This is a genomic window from Vibrio sp. M60_M70 (assembly GCF_037162085.1).
GTDB lineage: Bacteria > Pseudomonadota > Gammaproteobacteria > Enterobacterales > Vibrionaceae > Vibrio > Vibrio diabolicus.
In genome coordinates this window covers 1,773,251-1,792,879 of sequence record NZ_JARLUL010000001.1, presented here as the reverse complement: position 1 = coordinate 1,792,879, position 19,629 = coordinate 1,773,251, and the positions used below count along the sequence as shown (strand labels likewise).

Here is a 19,629-nt window from a genome sequence, read left to right as displayed (position 1 = left end):
CAGTGGATACACAACAAGAACAAACACTGAGAACAGACATTTATCTCGTTCTATCCGCACTTTTTCGTAGTGCGCCAAGTGATGAAATGCTGGCGTTCCTGAAATCGCTAGAAATTGAACCGTCTGAGAGCGCGATGCAAAAAGCTTGGCTCGCACTGCAACAAGCCGCGAACGAAGCGCAGCGAGAAGCGTTAGAAGAAGAATATCAAGATCTGTTTATTGGCATTGGCCGTGGTGAAGTCGTGCCATTCGGATCTTGGCATCGCACTGGCTCGATGATGGAAAAACCGTTAGCGGAAATTCGTCGCGATTTGGATCTTTTGGGCATCGAACGAGAAGAGAACGTGAAAGAGCCTGAAGACCATATTTCTGCACTGTGCGAAGTGATGGCAATGCTGACGGGTGAAGAGGAAGAACTTCAACAAGCGGTGTTTAACAAACACATCGCCCCTTGGTTCCAATCTTTTACGCGCCAACTAGAGAACGCAGAAAGCGTGAACTTCTACAAGCCAGCTGCACAGCTTTGCGATGCGTTTTTAACGTTAGAGCAAGTGCGCTTTAGCGTGAACACCAAAAGCAGTAAGAGCAAATTAAAAATTGATGTGAAAAACGTCACTGATTACGAGTAATCGAGCAGTACTTGGTCATATCGATAGAGAGGCATGAGTCTCCAAAGATCTACCGTAAGGTAAGGAAGCAATGATGAAAGATAATAAAGAAATAAACACAAGCCGTAGGGATCTCCTAAAAGGCTTCACAACCGCTGCCGTTGCTGGTGCTGTTGTTGCGGGAACCACGAAAGTGGCCGTTGCTTCAGAAACGGTTGAGCCTTCTGAAAAAGACGTGAAGAAGAAAGGGTATCGTGAAACTCAACACATTCGCGATTACTACGACACACTTTAGGAGATAACGGATGAAACTTGTCAAACGCTCCGACAGTGTGAGCAAAGAAACGAACCAGCTTGGCGTATCTCGTCGTGCATTCATGAAAAACACTTCGCTTGCCGCTGGTGGCGCAGTGGTTGGTGCTAGTCTATTCGCACCGGGAATGATGAAAAAAGCGCAAGCAAAATCCGTCGATCCAGAAGCGAAAACAGAAGTGAAACGTACTATCTGTTCTCACTGTTCAGTGGGTTGTGGTATTTACGCAGAAGTTCAAAATGGTGTTTGGACGGGTCAAGAGCCTGCATTCGACCACCCATTTAACGCCGGTGGTCACTGTGCAAAAGGCGCAGCACTGCGTGAACATGGTCACGGTGAGCGTCGTCTAAAATACCCAATGAAGCTTGAAAACGGTAAGTGGAAAAAGCTTTCTTGGGATCAAGCGATAGAAGAAATCGGTAACAAAGTGATGGACATCCGCAAAGAGTCTGGCCCTGATTCGGTTTACTTCTTAGGAAGCGCAAAGCACAGCAACGAACAAGCGTACTTGTTCCGCAAAATGGCATCACTTTGGGGCACTAACAACGTTGACCACCAAGCGCGTATTTGTCACTCAACAACCGTGGCGGGTGTAGCGAACACTTGGGGTTACGGTGCGATGACCAACTCTTTCAATGACATGCACAACTGTAAGTCAATGCTGTTCATTGGTTCAAACCCAGCTGAAGCACACCCAGTAGCGATGCAGCACATTCTGATCGCGAAAGAGAAGAACAACTGTAAGATCGTCGTAGCGGATCCTCGTCGTACACGTACGGCAGCAAAATCGGATCACTATGTATCACTTCGTCCTGGTTCTGATGTAGCATTCATTTGGGGTGTGTTGTGGCACATCTTCGAAAACCAATGGGAAGATAAAGAGTTCATCCGTCAACGTGTATTCGGTATGGATGAAATCCGTGCTGAAGTAGCGAAGTGGACGCCAGCAGAAGTTGAGCGTGTAACAGGCGTAAGCGAAGAAGACGTTTACCAAACAGCAAAACTGCTTTCTGAAAATCGCCCAGGCTGTATCGTTTGGTGTATGGGTGGTACTCAGCATACTACCGGTAACAACAACACACGTGCTTACTGTGTGCTTGAGCTAGCACTTGGTAACATTGGTAAATCAGGCGGCGGCGCAAACATCTTCCGTGGTCACGATAACGTACAAGGCGCAACCGACCTTGGCGTACTTTCTGACACGCTACCGGGCTACTACGGCCTTTCTGAAGGTGCTTGGCGTCATTGGTCAAAAGTGTGGGAAATCGATTACGAATGGATCAAAGGTCGTTTCGATGACAACGCTTACGGTGGTCAAAAACCAATGAACAGTGCAGGTATTCCTGTATCTCGTTGGGTGGATGGCGTACTGGAAAACAAAGACAACATTCGTCAACGCGAAAACATCCGTGCAATGTTCTACTGGGGTCACGCAGTGAACTCTCAAACACGTGGTGTTGAGATGAAAAAAGCGATGCAGAAGTTGGACATGATGGTGATTGTGGACCCATACCCAACTGTTGCTGCGGTAATGAACGACCGTACCGACGGCGTTTACCTGCTTCCTGCAACAACGCAGTTTGAAACATACGGCAGTGTTACCGCTTCTAACCGCTCTCTGCAATGGCGTGATCAGGTGATTGAACCTTTGTTCGAATCAAAACCTGACCATGAAATCATGTACCTGCTTTCGAAGAAACTGGGCTATTCCGATCTTCTGTTCAAAAACATCCGTGTTGAAAACAACCAGCCGGTGATTGAAGACCTAACGCGTGAATTCAACAAAGGCATGTGGACGATTGGTTACACAGGCCAAAGCCCAGAGCGTTTGAAAGCGCACCAACAAAACTGGCATACGTTCCACAAAACCACATTGGAAGCGGAAGGTGGCCCTGTAAACGGTGAAACCTACGGTCTACCTTGGCCATGTTGGGGTACACCGGAAATGAAACACCCAGGTACACACATTCTGTACGATACGTCTAAGACGGTTGCAGAAGGCGGCGGTAACTTCCGTACGCGCTTTGGTGTGGAATTCGAAGGCAAGAGCCTTCTTGCAGAAGACAGCTACTCGAAAGGCTGTGAAATCAAAGATGGTTACCCAGAGTTCACTGACAAGTTATTGAAACAACTAGGTTGGTGGGACGATCTAACCGCTGAAGAGAAAGCGGCAGCAGAGGGTAAAAACTGGAAGACTGACCTTTCTGGCGGTATTCAGCGTGTCGCGATCAAGCATGGTTGTATTCCATTTGGTAACGCGAAAGCGCGTGCGATTGTTTGGACGTTCCCAGACCGCGTACCACTGCATCGTGAACCACTATACACACCGCGCCGTGACCTTGTAACGGATTACCCAACTTGGGACGACAAAGATGCCATCTTCCGTGTTCCTACGTTGTATAAATCCATTCAAGAGCAAGACAAATCGGGCGAGTACCCAATCGTTCTGACTTCGGGCCGTCTGGTTGAATACGAAGGTGGTGGTGAAGAGACGCGTTCAAACCCATGGCTTGCCGAGCTTCAACAAGAAATGTTTGTTGAAGTGAATCCGAAAGACGCGAACGACCTTGGTTTCAGAGATGGTGATGATGTTTGGGTTGAAGGTGCAGAGAAGGGACGAATCAAGGTGAAAGCGATGGTAACACGCCGTGTGAAACCTGGCTTGGCGTTCATTCCGTTCCACTTTGGCGGTAAGTTCGAAGGTGAAGACCTACGTCCTAAATACCCAGAAGGTACACAGCCTTACGTTGTTGGCGAATCGGCCAACACGGCAACCACTTACGGTTACGACCCGGTTACCTTGATGCAGGAAACCAAAGTAACCCTATGTAACATTCGTAAAGCGTAAGGAGTCTGACAATGGCACGAATGAAATTTCTATGTGACACCAAGCGCTGTATCGAGTGTAACGGCTGTGTTACTGCATGTAAGAACGAAAACGACGATGCGCTTGAATGGGGCATTCAACGTCGCCGCGTGGTAACACTAAACGATGGTGAAGCCGGTGAAAACTCCATCTCTGTTGCTTGTATGCACTGTACCGATGCGCCTTGTATGGCAGTTTGTCCAGCTGATTGTTTCGAACATACCGAAGACGGTATCGTACTTCACAATAAAGATCTGTGTATCGGTTGTGGTTACTGTTTGTTTGCTTGTCCGTTTGGCGCACCTCAGTTCCCTAAACAAGAAGCGTTTGGTGAACGTGGCAAAATGGATAAATGTACTTTCTGTGCGGGCGGCCCAGAAACAGAGCCTGGCTCTGAGGAAGAGCGCCAAAAATACGGTGCGAACCGTATCGCAGAAGGCAAGTTACCAATGTGTGCATCGCTTTGTTCAACAAAAGCGCTGCTTGCGGGTGACGCAGAGAAAGTCTCTGACATTTTCCGTCAACGTGTGGTAGAACGCGGCGCGAAAAACGCAGGTTGGACAGACGGAAACGATCTTTCTTACGATGCGACGAAAAGCTAAGTAAGGAGAGGCACATGTTAAACACGCTTAAACGTGCGTCTCTAGCAATGCTGTCAATGATGACGGCATTGCTGCTGACTTTCGCAATGCCTGCTTCAGCAGAGGAACAATCTTCTAAAGTTATTCAACAGGAGATCACGCAACTCGCCGGGGCAGACTATTGGCGCGAGGTCAGAGAGGGGCAAGAAGGCTACACCACGTCTCAATCGCCAGAACATGGCGTATTGATCAGTAAACCTGGTGAGACTTGGTACATTCTAAAAGAGAAATGGATGTCTCCAGCTGGTGCTGTCGCGATTTTCGGCAGTATTGCAATGGTAATCATGGCTTACGTACTTGTTGGCCCTTTAATGCTTAGCAAGCCGCGTACTGGCAGAAAGATGAAACGTTGGTCTCGTTTAGACCGCGCGCTTCACTGGAGTATGGCGTTTACATTCTTAACGTTGGCATTCAGTGGTTTGATGCTGGTTTACGGTAAGCACTTCTTAAAACCGTACGTTCCTACTGAGTTCTGGGGCTTTATCGTCATGTTGGCGAAGCAGTACCACAATTACATGGGACCATTGTTCTTCATTTTGCTGATGCTCGTGCTCTTTAAATGGTGGCGCAAGTCGATTCCAAACATGACTGATGTTCGTTGGTTCATGAAAATGGGCGGTATGGTTGGTAAACACAAAGGCACACACCCGTCAGCTGGTTTCTCAAACGGTGGCGAGAAGGCAATCTATTGGTTATTGATCTTCTTTGGTGCTATCGCGGCAGTGAGTGGCTTAGTTCTAGATTTTCCTATCTTTGGCCAAACTCGCCGTGACATGGAGCTTTCTAACTTAGTTCACGCGATTTCGGCACTGATTCTAATCTGTGGCTTTATCTTCCACATCTATATTGGTCTATTCGGTATGGAAGGTGCGCTAGAAGGCATGGTGACAGGTGAAGTTGATGAAACATGGGCGAAAGAGCATCACGATCTTTGGTATGAAGAAGTGAAATCCAAAGAAGCGATGGGCGAAACAGATACGGCACAAACGGAAGCAAAAGGAGCGAAAGCGAATGAACAAACCTCATAATGGGATTTGGGTTGCGTACATCCTGAGCTGTCTGACCCCGTTTACGTTTCTGATCTCAGGCGTTATCGCAATTATCTATGCTGGTTACCGATTAGATAAGGGAGAAGACAGCGACGTAGTGATTTCTCATTACTACGGTTTAATTCGTACCTTCTTTCTCTACCTGACGTTTTTTGTTGTGTTGATCGTCACCGTCGCGACTTCTAATGGTGTACTCGTTGGCGTGAGTGATTATTGGTTGCATAGTACTTTGCTTGAAACCATCGCTTACTTTATTCCTTGGGTAGGGATGGTGTTTGCTGCATTAGCCATCTTGGTGTGGTTTATGCGAATGTTTCAAGGGATGCAGCAACTGCGCAATAACCAACCACACAGACCATCGACAGGTCCAAACCTTTAATCAGCACTCTTTAAGCAAAACCGCCTGTTAAGGCGGTTTTTTTGTTGCTGTCACGTCTCAAATATGAAGCGCTGAGTCGCAGGGGTGATACTTGATGCAACTTATTGAGTGAATTTACGTAACTGGGCAGAAAATCATAGTTAAGTAAGAAACATGTAAAAAAATCGCGTCGCGATGAGACATTAGTCTCACTCACGCTATTGTTCATTTACTCAGGATTCATCGTCCCGTTAAAGTACGCTGCGCTCAGAAATTCAAAGAGTTGCATACGTGAAAATTGCCATCAATACATTCAGTCTACGCATACAGAGGAATCTCTATCGGAGGATGTTTGATTAAGGCATCTTGCTCTCACAAATAAAAAGAGCGAAACGAGCATTAAATGATGCGGCAAGGTAAGAAAAGGACAAACACGTTACGGCTATGATCCCTCAATTCGTCATTCCTATCACGAATCGCTTTGGCGAAAGCTATCACTTCTCAGGTCAGTTACTTACTAGCGGCGAACCTAAAACATTCGTGACCATACAAGAGGCAATAGAGTTTCTTGAGAGCCTTGGTGAGCTTGACCTTCGCTCTGTCGAGGACTTGTTCTATGCGATTGGTCAATTCAAGCCAAACATACCTGACGGTGAGCTTACTTCCCAACACTATAATTCAACGTTTGCCAATGCTTTGGTGAACGGTGACTTGCATGTCGCTCGAATTTTGCCAACTGGAGAAAACTACGCACTCTCCTCTGCGGTTACGCCTCCACCGACTCGTAGTACCGTCAATACAAAGCCGTCGAAGGGAAAGGGGAAGTCGAATAAAAAGAGTGGAAGAAGTGCCGCATCCGCCAAGCCTCAGCAACAAAGTAGCGAAAAACATGAGAAAGCCGGTGACCCTGTATCACTTGTTACGGGTGAAGAAATTCTCGAACTCTATGATATCGAGCTGCAACAAGGCACTACTTGGCAGCGTACTTATCGCTCTTCGCAGTCGGATGTAAATCATGGAATGGGCTTTGGTTGGCGACATGCATTTCAGTTTGAATTACGCGAAAAGACGGACGAGAAAGATAATGTTATCGCTTGGGAGTTTGTTGACGATAAGGCCGATATCACAGAATTTGAGCCAGTAGATATTGGAGCAACAAGTTATCAAATATACGCTGGTGCGAGCTGTTATTTCCTGAGCTCAACAACTCGGATTGTAACGCTCGCTAGTGGGCATCAATATCGGTTTGAGCAAAAAGATGATCGTTGGCTTGTTAAACAAGTTAGAAATGGCACGTTTTCAACGTTTCAATTGCAGTATTCTCGAAACCATCGATTGATCGAGATCGCATATAACAAGCGTCCGGTTCTTGAATGTCAATATGATAAGCAAGGACGCCTTGTAGAACTGCTTAATGCAAAGTCCCAAAAAGTTCTGACAACTTATACCTATGATGAGCACGATGATTTGGTCAGTGCAACTAATCATTTGGGCTTAAAGGAACAATATCAATATAGCGGTCATTTAATTGTTAAGCGTGTACGACCAACTGGCTTTACTCATTATTTTGAATGGGATGGCGAAGGTGCTAACGCGAAATGCATCAGGAACGTTGGGGACGCAGGAATTTATGACTATCGCTTCCATTATCAGGGAAATCATTCTTCTTATTCTGACTCGTTAGATCATCAATGGTCTTTCTTGCATGACGAGCAGGGTAACATACTCGAGAAAATAAGCCCCACAGGTAAAACTTGGCGATGGCAATATGATGAATTAGGACGAAAAGCACAAGCTATCTATCCTGATCAGTCAACGGTCAATTATCAATATAATCAGCATGGTCAATTAGTTTCTAAGCTTCATTCCTCTGGCAAAGAAATTCAATATGGTTATGACGGCTTAGGTAAGTTAGTTAAAACGGTTTCACCTGACGGGGATATCGAGAAGGCTTACTACAATAGCCTCGGTCAAAGAGTTTGGGATACCGATCAGTTCGGCTGTGTCACGGAATATGATTACGATAAACACGGTCAAGTCGTCAAAAAAGAGTCTGAAGATGGTAAGAAAAGTCAGTGGTGGTGGGATGAACAACAAAGACTTATCGCGAATGAAATAGACGGTACATTACTTCGTTACAGCTACAACGAAGAAGATCTGGTGAATGGCGTCGCTTATCCCGATGGGTGTATTGCTCAACTCGCTTATGATCAATTTGGCAGGCGTACATCAGTTCGTTATTTTAACGACGAAGACAAAGTCGGTTATAGCGAAGAATATTCTTACGATGAGCACAGCCGTGTTGCTCAGATTCGAACGCCAGCAGGCATTACCTCGTATCAGTGGGGAGCACTCGCGCAACAAGAAGCAGTCATCTTCCCCGATGGCAGCCATATTTCTTATGAATACAATCAACAACGTAACCTGACTAAATTAGTTCGGAGTGACGGCTTAGAATTCGAATTCCTGTATGACGATGAAGGCCAGCTATCAGGAACTGTTGGGTTTGATAATCTACAAAGCCAATTTAATTATGACGATATGGGGCGGATCCATCGTAAGCAAGTCGCCGATAGGACCGTGCTGTACCGCTATGACGCTGCGGGTTATCTCAAGCACGTCAAAGCAGGAAATGGTCGCAGTATTGTAGAGAACCACTTCAATTATACGCTTGGTGGGCGACTTACTTTCGCATCCAATCGCCATCAAACATTGCAATACCAATACTCTTCATTCGGGCATTTAACAAAGCGCATTCAAGGTCAGTTTGAGATAGCGCAGGAGTTTAACAGAGTTGGCCAACGCGTATCTCAGGTACTGCCAGATAATACGGAGCTGAACTTCTCTTATGATCGATATGGGCGTTTTTCAGCGATTCGATTTGGAAACCTAGATTTACCTCAAATCAAATTTCATTACGATGAAATGGGACGAGTTTCCCAAATTAAAACGGCACATTTTAATGAGCGCATCATTTATGATGGTGTTGGTCGTTTGGTTGAACAACATTGGCCAGATAGAGAGAAAAAGTACGTTTACAACGCACAAAACCGCATTTCATCAATCATTGATAATACGGTAGGAGCAACGCATTATCAGTACGATGCCTTAGGGCAACTGAAACGAGTCAATGCTTCCGGAGAAGTGACTAAGTTTGAATACGATAGTTTTGGCAATCCTACTTTGCCAACTTCAGAGGTATTCGCTGATCGTATTGAAGTACACGATCGTGTCCGGTTCAAATATGACGCGCAAGGAAACCAGACAAAACGTGAGGGGCAAGGACAAGTTCAGACTCGAGTGTTTGATGCGTTAAATCAGCTCATTGAAGTTCACACCGACGATGTCATCAGTCAATATGAATATGATGCTCTAGGGCGCAGAACGAAGAAAATTACACAAAAAGGCGTTACAGAGTTCTTGTGGGAAGGTGAACGTTTAATTGGTGAACGCTCTTCAGGTGCTTTCCGCTGGTACCTATATCAACCTGAAACCTACACGCCAGTGGCACTGCTAGAAAATGACGTTATTTATTGGTACCAGTGCGATCAAGTTGGTAAACCAGAGCGACTAATCGATTGCGAAGGGAATGTTGTATGGAGTGCAAGTTACGATGCTCACGGTTTTGCTCATGTACATATTGAAAATGTAGCAAATCCATTGCGTTTTCAAGGGCAGTACTTCGATCGAGAAACCAACTTACATTACAACCTCGCTCGGTATTACGACCCTAAGCTAGGACGTTTTATCCAACAAGACCCGATATCTATTGCTGGTGGCATTAACCATTACCAATATGCAGTCAATCCTATCCAGTGGATTGACCCAACAGGTTTCCTTTGTGAAGAAGGGCTAAAACGCTTACAGCAAATGCTGACTGAGTATCAGGCGCAAAGCGATGTCCCCCAAGAGGTTTGCGATCAGATTTTAGAAGCAGCAAAAGAGTCATCCGTCGGAGAAGATGGTGTTCGCTCGCAAGTCAAAATCCGCAAACCCAAAGGTAAAAATCATATTCGATATGAATACGATTTAGACCATATTGATTGTGAGAGAAACGAGATTACTTTTTATCGTCATATCAATCATTCAGATGGCAGCAGACACGAAGTGCAGTATGTTGTTGGGATTGAGGAATTTGTAAATGCGCATGTTTTTGACTCAGAGAAAGTTGGTGGGGAAGAAGGTTGCACGATCTTCACTGAAGATCTTGTGCTGAACAAAGCAAAGTATAAAGAAAACTCTGAACTCAATACGAGTGGTTATGAGCTAACAGAAAGAAACAAAGCAAAAATTGATGAATGTTTGAAAGAGCGTCAAAAGGCTATGGACGCTCGAGCTGGCGAAGAGGGATATAACGCTCAAATCGGCAATATTAACCAACAATCTGCAAAAATTGGTGAGTTGGCCGCGGATGACTTTGTCCGGAGTAAACGCCCTAATGCTAAGTTGCTTCATCCCAAAGATATTGGAACATCAATTTCGAAGCCGGGCGATTTCGATATGGTGTACCTTGTAGAGAAGCCCGATCCCGGAGAAATAATCATCGTCGAGGCTAAGGGAGGCAGCAGCCCGCTGGGCAGCCGTAAAATTGGAAATATGGCATATCAGCAAGGGACAACTGAATATGCAGCAGCAATTATTGGTGAGATGTCTAAGAATGAGCGAGGTACAACAGAGTGGGAAGCGGCAACGGAAATAAAACTAGCGTTAAAGAGAGGGCGACCTATTAGGTACATTCATACTCAAACGGCAATCTATGACGCGGGACAGGTTTCAAAGGTTAAAGGCAAAGAATTTAAAATAGATTTAGGGGAGTTATAAATGTCTAGGAAAGTTAGAATTGAGCGAAATGCTAATCCGAAACTGACCCCAGAGTTAGTCCAAGGTTACAGCTCTGATATTAATCGAGACCTTGATATGCGTAAAGACGTAATCAATGTTCGCAGAGAGAACTTAGTTGCTTTAAGCGATGAAGCGTTTGAGCAGGTGAGGTGGTATACATGGCTTCCACATTCAATCGAAAACGAACAAACCGGTACACTATGTCTGTATGAAGCATCATTAATGCGTGCCTTTTATCATCAGCTCGCCATGAGACCTGACGAGCCTCAAAGTATTCAATTACCTGGATACCCGGAAGTAACCTGGAAAGGTGAAGGTATTTTAAAAACGGGGTGTTTACACCCTAACCGATGGCTTGATGCTTATTTCACTTCGGTGATTGTGCGTGACAAACCCAGTATGGACCTGTTGGCGAACTTTCCGATTTCTCTAATGAAGCAAAGCGCCACTAAGGCAGGTGAGCTTTCTTACATGTTAGTGGATGTAATTCAGTCATTCCACAACCGCACATCGGATTACCCTGATAAGCTAGTTGCAGCAATGGACGCTGCAATTGCTCAGGGTGATGACTGGGCATTAGAAATCGCCATGGGCATTTTAGAAACCTTTGCCGCCCTGACAACTGATATTGGTTATGACTTTGAAGAGGTACTCATTAAGAACCTGCAGTTCCAGGAGCAATATCAAATGCGCTTGGATGCTCCTAAAAAATTGATTTCAATCGAAACCTTCATCTCTTTCCCTCTGCTTGGCATGGCTTGTATGTGGTACGACAAAGGCAACCGTTTATCTATTGAAACCGGTTGGCTTCCTCCTTATCTCGTCGAGGGGCGTTGGCTAGAAGAAGTAAAAGCAGGGAAGATCACTCGATAAATTATCATTTAGTTAGAAATTCAGCATATAAGCCACCTTTCACGAGGTGGCTTATATGTTTACCGATATTCAATCAACCCCATCTAGTGGATTGACCCAACAGGTTTCCTCTGTGAAGAAGGGTTAAAATGCTTACAGAAAATGCTGGCAGAGTATCAGGCGCAAATAACGTTCCCCAAAAGGTAAAAATCATATCCGATATGAATACGATTTAGACCATATCGATTGCGAGAGAAACGAGATTACTTTTTATCGTCATATTAATCATTCAGATGGCACCAGACACGAAGTGCAATATGTTGTTGGGATTGAGGAGTTTGTCAATGCGCATGTTTTTGACTCTGAGAAAGTTGGTGGGGAGAAAGGTTGCACGATCTTCACTGAAGATCTTGTGCTGAATAAAGCAGAGTATAAAGAAAACTCAGAACTCAATATGAGTGATTATGAGCTAACAGAAAAAAACAAAGCAAAAATTGATGAATGCTTGAAAGAGCGTCAAGAGGCAATGGACGCCCGAACTGGCGAAGAGGGATATAACGCTCAAATTGGCAATATTAACCAACAGTCTGCAAAAATTGGTGAGTTAGCCGCGGATGACTTTGTCCGGAGTAAACGTCCTAATGCTAAGCTGCTTCATCCCAAAGATATTGGAACCTCAATTTCGAAGCCGGGCGATTTTGATATGGTTTACGAGGTGGAAGAGCCGCCACCAGGTGAAATTATCATTGTTGAGGCCAAAGGGGGTAGCAGCCCGCTAGGCAGCCGTAAGCTCGGAAATATGGCATATCAGCAAGGGACAACTGAATATGCAACTGCAATTACTGATTTAATGGCTCAAAAGGACAAAGATACAACCGAATGGAAAGCGGCCAGAAGTATAAATAAAGCATTGAGAAAGAAAATTCCCGTTAGATATATTCATACTCAAACCGCTATTTCTGATGCTGGAGATGTTTCTTCAGTTAATGTAAAAGAATTTAACGTAGGATTAGGAGTGAAATAAATGCCTGAAAAAAATAAGAAAAATCACGTAGAGAGAAAGGCGGAACCTCATCTGACACTAAATGATGTCGCTGACTACCAAATGTATATCAATGAGGATTTAGACGAGCGCAAAGAGCTAATTGTAATCCGTAGAGAGAACTTAGTCGCTCTTAGCGACGGCGTTTCAGAACAAGTGAGGTGGTATACTTGCTTTCCATCTTCAATAGAAACTGAACAAATCGGAACACTTTGCCTTTATGAGGCGTCATTGATGCGTGCTTTTTACCATCAACTTGCCATTAAACCAAGCGAACCTCAAAGCGTTAAATTACCTGATTATCCAGAAGTGACATGGAAAGGCGAAGGTATTTTGAAAACTGGATGTTTACACCCTAATCGATGGTTGGATGCTTATTTTACTTCGGTGATTGTGCGTGATAAACCTAGTATGGACATATTGGCGAACTTTCCGATTTCTTTGATGAGACAGAGCTCTACCAAAGCGGGTGAGCTGTCTTATATGCTAGTAGACGTCATTCAGTCATTCCACAACCGCACATCGGACTATCCTGATAAGCTGGTTGCAGCAATGGACGCAGCGGTAGCTCAAGGAGATAACTGGGCGTTGGAAATTGCGATGGGGATCCTAGAAACCTTCGCTGCGCTAACTACTAACATTGGCTATGACTTTGAGGAAGTGCTAGTCAAAAACCTACAGTTCCAAGAGAAATATCATCTTCGAGAATTAGGACCAGATAGGATAGGCATCCGCACTTTCATTAATTTCCCTCTGCTTGGCATGGCTTGTATGTGGTACGACAAAGGCAACCGTTTATCTATTGAAACCGGTTGGCTTCCTCCTTATCTCGTCGAGGGGCGTTGGCTAGAAGAAGTAAAAGCAGGGAAGATCACTCGATAAATTATCATTTAGTTAGAAATTCAGTATATAAGCCACCTTTCACGAGGTGGCTTATATGTTTACCGATATTCAATCAACCCCATCTAGTGGATTGACCCAACAGGTTTCCTCTGTGAAGAAGGGTTAAAATGCTTACAGCAAATGCTGGCAGAGTATCAGGCGCAAATAACGTTCCCAAAAGGTAAAAATCATATCCGATATGAATACGATTTAGACCATATTGATTGCGAGAGAAACGAGATTACTTTTTATCGTCATATTAATCACTCAGATGGCAGTAGACACGAAGTGCAGTATGTTGTTGGGATTGAGGAATTTGTCAATGCGCATGTTTTTGACTCAGAGAAAGTTGGCGGGGAAGAAGGTTGCACGATCTTCACTGAAGATCTTGTGTTGAATAAAGCAGAGTATAAAGAAAACTCTGAACTCAATACGAGTGATTATGAGCTAACAGAAAAAAACAAAGCAAAAATTGATGAATGCTTGAAAGAGCGTCAAGAGGCAATGGACGCTCGATATGGCGAAGAGGGATAAAACGCTCAAATTGGTAATATTAACCAACAGTCTGCAAAGATAGGTGAGTTGGCCGCGGATGACTTTGTCCGGAGTAAACGTCCTAATGCTAAGCTGCTTTATCCCAAAGATATTGGAACCTCAATTTCGAAGCCGGGCGACTTTGATATGGTCTACGAGGTGGAAGAGCCACCACCAGGTGAAATTATCATTGTTGAGGCTAAAGGGGGTAGCAGCCCGCTGGGTAGCAGAAAAATTGGAAATATGGCATATCAGCAAGGGACAACGGAATACACTGCAGAAATCACCAACCTAATGTCTGAAAAAAGGAAGGGACGACTGAAAAATAACAGCAAGACAAATCCAAGATGCAGCTTTATCCGGCATACCTATTCGATATATACATACTCAAGCAAGCATTCAAGAGAACGGGGATGCATCGGATGTAAAACTAAAAGTGGCAGAGTTTAAAATTAATTCTAAAGGGCTAATTTAAAATGCAAAGTAAAGTTGTAGAACGCAAAGCAACCCCTGAGTTGAGTCAAAGTGGGGTTTCTTCTGAGAAAGAATTTATCAATAAAATATTAGATAAAAGAAAAGAAGGCCTTAAAGTCAGGCGAGAAAACTTGGTTAGTCTTGGTGATTTTGCCATTGACCAGGTTCGCTGGTATACCTGGTTTCAAGCCTCTCATGAAGACGAACAAATTTGTACATTACGCCTTTATGAAACTTCTTTAATGGGAGCCTGTTATCATCAACTTGCTATGAATCCCAATGAAGAATTAACTATCAAGATTCTCGACTATCCTGAAGTAAAGTGGGATGGTGAAGGTATTTTAAAAACGGGGTGCATAAATCCTAATAGATGGATTGATATGTATTTTATATCGACAGTTGTGCGTGACAGGCCAAGTTTAGACGCATTGGCGAACTTTCCGATTTCTTTGATGAGACAGAGCTCTACTAAAGCGGGTGAGCTGTCTTACATGTTAGTAGATGTCATCCAATCGTTTCATAATCGCACATCGGACTATCCTGATAAACTCGTCGCAGCAATGGACACAGCGGTAGCTCAAGGGAATAACTGGGCGTTGGAAATTGCGATGGGGATCCTAGAAACCTTCGCAGCGCTCACTACTGACATTGGTTATGATTTTGAGGAAGTGCTCGTTAAAAACCTACAGTTTCAAGAGAAATATCATCTTAGAGAATTAGGACCAGATAGGATAGGCATCCGCACGTTCATTAATTTCCCTCTGCTTGGCATGGCTAGTATGTGGTACGACAAAGGCAACCGTTTATCTGTCGAAACTGGTTGGCTTCCTCCCTATCTCGTCGAAGGGTGTTGGTTAGAGGATGTAAAAGCCGGAAATATAATTCGCTAAGATTCAAAGGGAGCTAGGTCATCATTTCTGACGTTTTGTTGCGTTACACTTGGCATTATGTGTCCTTTTTAAAGATACCTAAGCCCTTTTACTCGAATAGCTTGAAGCCCTCAGACGTAGTAGTAGAAGTAGTAGAGTTTAAAATTGATTCAAAAGGATTAAGTCAAAATGCAAAGTAAAGAATCGATCAAGATTGTAGAGCGCAAAGCAAATCCTGAACTTGACACACAAGCCATTGTGAGTAAAAAAATTTTATAAACCGGGTTTTAGATAACAGAAAAGAAGGTCTTAAGGTCAGGCGAGAAAACTTGGTTAGTCTTGGTGATTTTGCCATCGACCAGGTTCGCTGGTATACCTGGTTTCAAACTACGCATGAAGACGAACAAATTTGTACATTACGTCTTTACGAAACTTCTTTAATGGGAGCCTGTTATCATCAACTTGCTATGAATCCCAATGAAGAATTAAGTATCCAGATACTCGGCTATCCAGAAGTGACATGGGATGGTGAAGGTATTTTTAAAACAGGCTTTATTTGTCCTTCAATGTGGCTTGATGCTTATTTTACTTCGGTGATTGTGCGTGATAAACCTAGCATGGATGTATTGGCGAACTTTCCGATTTCTTTGATGAGACAGAGCTCTACCAAAGCGGGTGAGCTGTCTTATATGCTAGTAGATGTCATTCAGTCGTTCCATAACCGCACGTCGGACTACCCTGATAAACTGGTGGCCGCGATGGACGCGGCAGTTTCTCAGGGTGATGATTGGGCATTAGAAATCGCCATGGGTATTTTGGAAACTTTTGCGGCCCTGACAACTGACATCGGTTATGACTTTGAAGAAGTACTCATTAAGAACCTACAGTTCCAAGAGCAATACCAAATGAGGCTCGATAAGCCAGAGGGCTTAATTTCTATAGAAACCTTCATATCTTTCCCTCTGCTTGGTATGGCATGTATGTGGTATGACAAAGGCAACCGTCTATCTATTGAAACCAGTTGGCTTCCTCCTTATCTCGTCGAAGGACATTGGTTAGAAGATGTAAAAGCAGGGAAGATCACTCGATAACACCCTTTAGTTAGCAATTCAGTCTATAAGCCATCTTTCTCTTGAGATGGCTTTATGTTTTATGGTGGGGAGTTTGTTGTTTGCTGAACGAGCCATCATTCGTGGCATTATCAGAAAACCCAAAGTTAAAAATTATATTCGATATGAATACGATTTAGACCATATTGATTGCGAGAAGAACGAAGTTACCTTTCATCGTGCGTATTTCGGAGCATTCCGAACAGCCATTTCGGTATGACCCGAACACCTATTTCGGTTTAATCCGAACGTACATTCCGCGATTATCCGAACACTTTTAAGCGAACTCCGAAATCAGCGTTCGGAATAGCGAAAACCGCGTTCGGAATGCCCGAAATCCTTCCTTTTTCTCTTTTAAATCAATAGCTCGCTATTCTTTACTTCTTAAACAAGAACGTAAGGAAGCGACAATGGCTAAAAAGAGAACTCCAATGAACAAAATCAAAGAGATATTACGCCTTAAGTACGAGTGTGGGTTGTCCTACCGTAGTATTGCTAGTTGTCTCAATGTCAGCCTTGCAACAGTCTCAGAGCTTGTCGCTCGCTTTAAGCAAAGTCAGATAGGCTGGCCTCTCCCAGAAGGTTGCAGTGATACGGACCTTACCAAAGCCCTATATCATTCGAAGCAAGCCAGTCGAGACAAGGTTATGCCAGACTTCGCTCAGTACGCTGTCGAACTCAAACGTAAAGGCATGACAAAGATGTTATTGTGGCAGGAGTACCATGAGCAATATCAAGAGCAAGCTTACGCTTACACTCAGTTCTGCGAGCACTTCACTCGTTGGTTCAAAACCCAAAAGCGCAGTATGCGTCAGCTCCATGTTGCAGGTGATAAGCTGTTTATCGATTACTGTGGGCCTCGGCTTCAAGTGGTCAACCCTGATACAGGTGAAGTGCGCGAAGCAGAAGTGTTCGTAGCAAGCTTAGGCGCGTCCAACTACACCTATGTGGAAGCCTTCCCCAGCCAAGGGAAGTCTTACTGGTTAGAGGCGCATGCCAATGCCTTCGAGCACTTCGGTGGCGTCCCCCATCTCTTGGTTCCCGATAATCTACGCAGCGCGGTCAGCAAACCTAACCGTTATGAACCGAGGCTTAATGAAAGCTATCAAAAACTGGCAAATCATTATCAAACTGCCGTGATGCCAGCTCGCCCCTACAAACCGAAAGACAAAGCCAAAGCAGAAAATGCCGTCCTCCTAGTGGAACGTTGGATCATGATGCGACTTCGCCATCAAACCTTCCATACCTTTAAAGAGCTGAACCTCGCCATCCGTGAGCTTATGAATGACTTAAACGAACGTGAGATGAAGCAGTATGGTGCGAGCCGCAAAGCACTGTTCGACAAACTCGATAAACCCGCGTTAAAGCCCCTTCCTAAACAGCGATATCTCTATACCGAAACCAAGCGAGCCAAAGTTGGGCCTGATTATCACATCGAATATCGCCGTCACTACTACTCGGTTCCCCATCAACTGGTTGGCCACCATGTCGAGCTGGAAGCCTCCAACCGTCTGGTGCAGATCTACCACCAAGGTAACTTGATCGCTCAACATCCACGCAGCCAAAGGGAACGTGGAAACAGCACTCAACCAGAGCACATGCCGAGTAACCATCAACATCAAAAGTGGTCGCCTGGACGCTTGCTCAACTGGGGAGCCAATATCGGCCCAGCCACCCGAGAAGTCGTCAATAAGATGCTGAACGCCAAACCTCATCCAGAGCAGGCCTATCGTTCCTGTCTTGGGCTGCTCAATCTGAGTAAAACCTATGGCGAGTCGCGCCTAGAACAAGCCTGTAAAGATGCATTGATGCTGACAAAACCCAATTACACCTTCGTCAACAATCTACTCAAGAACAATCGTGAGGGGCACCTGAGTAAAGATAAAGCGAATACGCCGAACCTTGTTCACAGCAATGTTCGTGGCCCGAACTGTTATCACTAGGAGAAAGGATATGAACGCACTGAATGACCAACTCAAAACCCTGCGCTTAAGTCATGCGGCGAAAGCGTTAGAGCAGCAACAAGAGCAACTGACCACCTACGCAGAGCTGGACTTCGAGGAGAGGTTAAGCCTACTTCTGGAAAGTGAAATCTTGAATCGCAATCAAACCAAAATCCAACGCCTGAAACGACAAGCCAAGCTGAGAGTGGATGCTCAGCCGAGCCAACTTATTTACAAGGAGGGACGAAACCTCAACCGCAAGCAGATGAGCGAACTGCTAACGGGTGGCTATCTGCACAAGCACCAGAACATCTTGATCACAGGCCCAACAGGCGCAGGTAAAACGTATCTTGGTTGCGCACTGGCAACCAGCGCCTGCGACCAACAGCAAACGGTCAGATACTACCGATTAACTCGCTTGCTCGATGACCTGACCGCAGGTCGTCTGGATGGTAGTTATCAAAAACAACTTCAGTCGCTGGCTAAGAAAGGCTTACTACTCCTCGACGACTGGGGGATGGAAAAACTGACTCAAGAGCATGCTGGTCACTTGTTAGAAGTACTTGAAGATCGTTACCAAAACAGCAGCACAATCGTCATCAGCCAGTTACCAGTAAAAGAATGGTACAACATGATCGGCAACGCCACTGTCGCTGACGCTCTAATGGATCGTCTAGTTCACAATAGTCATCGAATAGAACTGGGAGGAGAATCAATGAGAAAACTGGCGCAATCCGAACACTTAGAGTAAAAATAGGGAAAGAGAAAAAGTGCTGGTTAAGGTGTTCGGAATAAACCGAAACAAGCGTTCGCAATCACCGAAATACGCATCATCGTTATATCAATCATTCAGATGGTAGTAAACGCAAAGTTCAATATGTTGTAGGTATAGAGGAAATTGTCCAAATCATCCCCTTAAATAAAACTCAAAGGGGGAGTGTTGCGAATTATTATGGCGGTTCTTTAAGCAGAGGTTATGGGCTCAAGTTAAATAACGAAATAGTTGGCGGGTTACCTGAAAACCATGCTGGAAATCACCAAATTAGTATCAATATTGCTCAGGAATATCCGGTCATGCATAGAGCTACCGAACTTGATTACAACATTAACAGAGGTGCAAATGGGATTGCACTTCCAACTAATATTAAAACATCTGTCGAAATAGGCCTTCCCTTACACGTGGGTAGACATCTAAGTGCAAGGCACCAAGGTTCTCAGATGCTTTAGTTCGACGAGAAATGAGAGCG

The 19,629-nt window shown here is 44.6% G+C and carries 12 protein-coding genes and 3 pseudogenes; all 15 read left to right on the top strand.

Annotated elements, in window-relative coordinates; genetic code table 11:
• Positions 1-2: 2 nt before the first annotated feature.
• The 15 genes and pseudogenes from P4S59_RS08305 (at position 3) to istB (ending at position 19,133) form a co-directional block, all read left to right on the top strand.
• Complete coding sequence (locus tag P4S59_RS08305) at positions 3-629, top strand: TorD/DmsD family molecular chaperone (RefSeq protein ID WP_005495048.1); 627 nt, start codon at positions 3-5, stop codon at positions 627-629.
• A gap of 73 nt (positions 630-702) precedes the next feature.
• A complete protein-coding gene (locus tag P4S59_RS08300) occupies positions 703-903 on the top strand; it encodes a twin-arginine translocation signal domain-containing protein (RefSeq protein ID WP_005396171.1) in 201 nt (66 codons plus the stop codon).
• A 10-nt stretch (positions 904-913) separates the two neighbouring features.
• Complete coding sequence (locus tag P4S59_RS08295; RefSeq protein WP_104974107.1) at positions 914-3,769, top strand: formate dehydrogenase subunit alpha; 2,856 nt, start codon at positions 914-916, stop codon at positions 3,767-3,769.
• An 11-nt stretch (positions 3,770-3,780) separates the two neighbouring features.
• Positions 3,781-4,389, top strand: a complete 609-nt coding sequence (gene fdh3B, locus P4S59_RS08290; protein WP_005377536.1) for a formate dehydrogenase FDH3 subunit beta — start codon at positions 3,781-3,783, stop codon at positions 4,387-4,389.
• Positions 4,390-4,403: 14 nt separating this feature from the next.
• The gene (locus P4S59_RS08285) at positions 4,404-5,456 is read left to right on the top strand and encodes a formate dehydrogenase subunit gamma (RefSeq protein WP_047008778.1); all 1,053 of its coding nucleotides are present in this window, start codon (positions 4,404-4,406) and stop codon (positions 5,454-5,456) included.
• Positions 5,440-5,856, top strand: a complete 417-nt coding sequence (locus tag P4S59_RS08280; RefSeq protein WP_012841836.1) for a membrane protein — start codon at positions 5,440-5,442, stop codon at positions 5,854-5,856. Before P4S59_RS08285 ends, P4S59_RS08280 begins: the two co-directional genes overlap by 17 nt.
• Positions 5,857-6,279: 423 nt before the next feature.
• Entirely contained in the window at positions 6,280-10,656 is a 4,377-nt protein-coding gene (locus P4S59_RS08275) for an RHS repeat-associated core domain-containing protein (RefSeq protein WP_337168223.1), read from the top strand.
• The gene (locus tag P4S59_RS08270) at positions 10,657-11,550 is read left to right on the top strand and encodes an immunity 49 family protein (protein ID WP_337168222.1); all 894 of its coding nucleotides are present in this window, start codon (positions 10,657-10,659) and stop codon (positions 11,548-11,550) included.
• Between the two features lie 45 nt (positions 11,551-11,595).
• Positions 11,596-12,553 (top strand): annotated as a pseudogene (locus tag P4S59_RS08265) (RHS repeat-associated core domain-containing protein); the annotation flags it as partial.
• Entirely contained in the window at positions 12,554-13,453 is a 900-nt protein-coding gene (locus P4S59_RS08260; RefSeq protein ID WP_337168221.1) for an immunity 49 family protein, read from the top strand.
• Positions 13,454-13,498: 45 nt separating this feature from the next.
• Positions 13,499-14,462: pseudogene (locus P4S59_RS08255) on the top strand (RHS repeat-associated core domain-containing protein); the annotation flags it as partial.
• Between the two features lies 1 nt (position 14,463).
• Complete coding sequence (locus P4S59_RS08250) at positions 14,464-15,351, top strand: immunity 49 family protein (RefSeq protein WP_337168220.1); 888 nt, start codon at positions 14,464-14,466, stop codon at positions 15,349-15,351.
• 168 nt (positions 15,352-15,519) lie between these two features.
• Positions 15,520-16,421: pseudogene (locus P4S59_RS08245) on the top strand (immunity 49 family protein).
• A 428-nt stretch (positions 16,422-16,849) separates the two neighbouring features.
• Positions 16,850-18,382, top strand: coding sequence for an IS21 family transposase (istA, locus tag P4S59_RS08240; RefSeq protein WP_337167981.1), 1,533 nt, complete (start codon positions 16,850-16,852; stop codon positions 18,380-18,382).
• A 10-nt stretch (positions 18,383-18,392) separates the two neighbouring features.
• The gene (gene istB, locus P4S59_RS08235) at positions 18,393-19,133 is read left to right on the top strand and encodes an IS21-like element ISVch3 family helper ATPase IstB (RefSeq protein ID WP_238131037.1); all 741 of its coding nucleotides are present in this window, start codon (positions 18,393-18,395) and stop codon (positions 19,131-19,133) included.
• Positions 19,134-19,629: the final 496 nt, after the last annotated feature.

Excerpts from the sequence above, each read along its gene's own strand:
- P4S59_RS08260 (WP_337168221.1), top strand. The coding sequence starts at position 12,554 with ATGCCTGAAAAAAATAAGAAAAATCACGTAGAGAGAAAGGCGGAACCT.
- P4S59_RS08285 (WP_047008778.1), top strand. The coding sequence starts at position 4,404 with ATGTTAAACACGCTTAAACGTGCGTCTCTAGCAATGCTGTCAATGATG.
- istA (WP_337167981.1), top strand. The coding sequence starts at position 16,850 with ATGGCTAAAAAGAGAACTCCAATGAACAAAATCAAAGAGATATTACGC.
- P4S59_RS08300 (WP_005396171.1), top strand. The coding sequence starts at position 703 with ATGAAAGATAATAAAGAAATAAACACAAGCCGTAGGGATCTCCTAAAA.
- fdh3B (WP_005377536.1), top strand. The coding sequence starts at position 3,781 with ATGGCACGAATGAAATTTCTATGTGACACCAAGCGCTGTATCGAGTGT.
- P4S59_RS08275 (WP_337168223.1), top strand. The coding sequence starts at position 6,280 with ATGATCCCTCAATTCGTCATTCCTATCACGAATCGCTTTGGCGAAAGC.
- P4S59_RS08295 (WP_104974107.1), top strand. The coding sequence starts at position 914 with ATGAAACTTGTCAAACGCTCCGACAGTGTGAGCAAAGAAACGAACCAG.
- P4S59_RS08250 (WP_337168220.1), top strand. The coding sequence starts at position 14,464 with ATGCAAAGTAAAGTTGTAGAACGCAAAGCAACCCCTGAGTTGAGTCAA.
- istB (WP_238131037.1), top strand. The coding sequence starts at position 18,393 with ATGAACGCACTGAATGACCAACTCAAAACCCTGCGCTTAAGTCATGCG.
- P4S59_RS08270 (WP_337168222.1), top strand. The coding sequence starts at position 10,657 with ATGTCTAGGAAAGTTAGAATTGAGCGAAATGCTAATCCGAAACTGACC.
- P4S59_RS08280 (WP_012841836.1), top strand. The coding sequence starts at position 5,440 with ATGAACAAACCTCATAATGGGATTTGGGTTGCGTACATCCTGAGCTGT.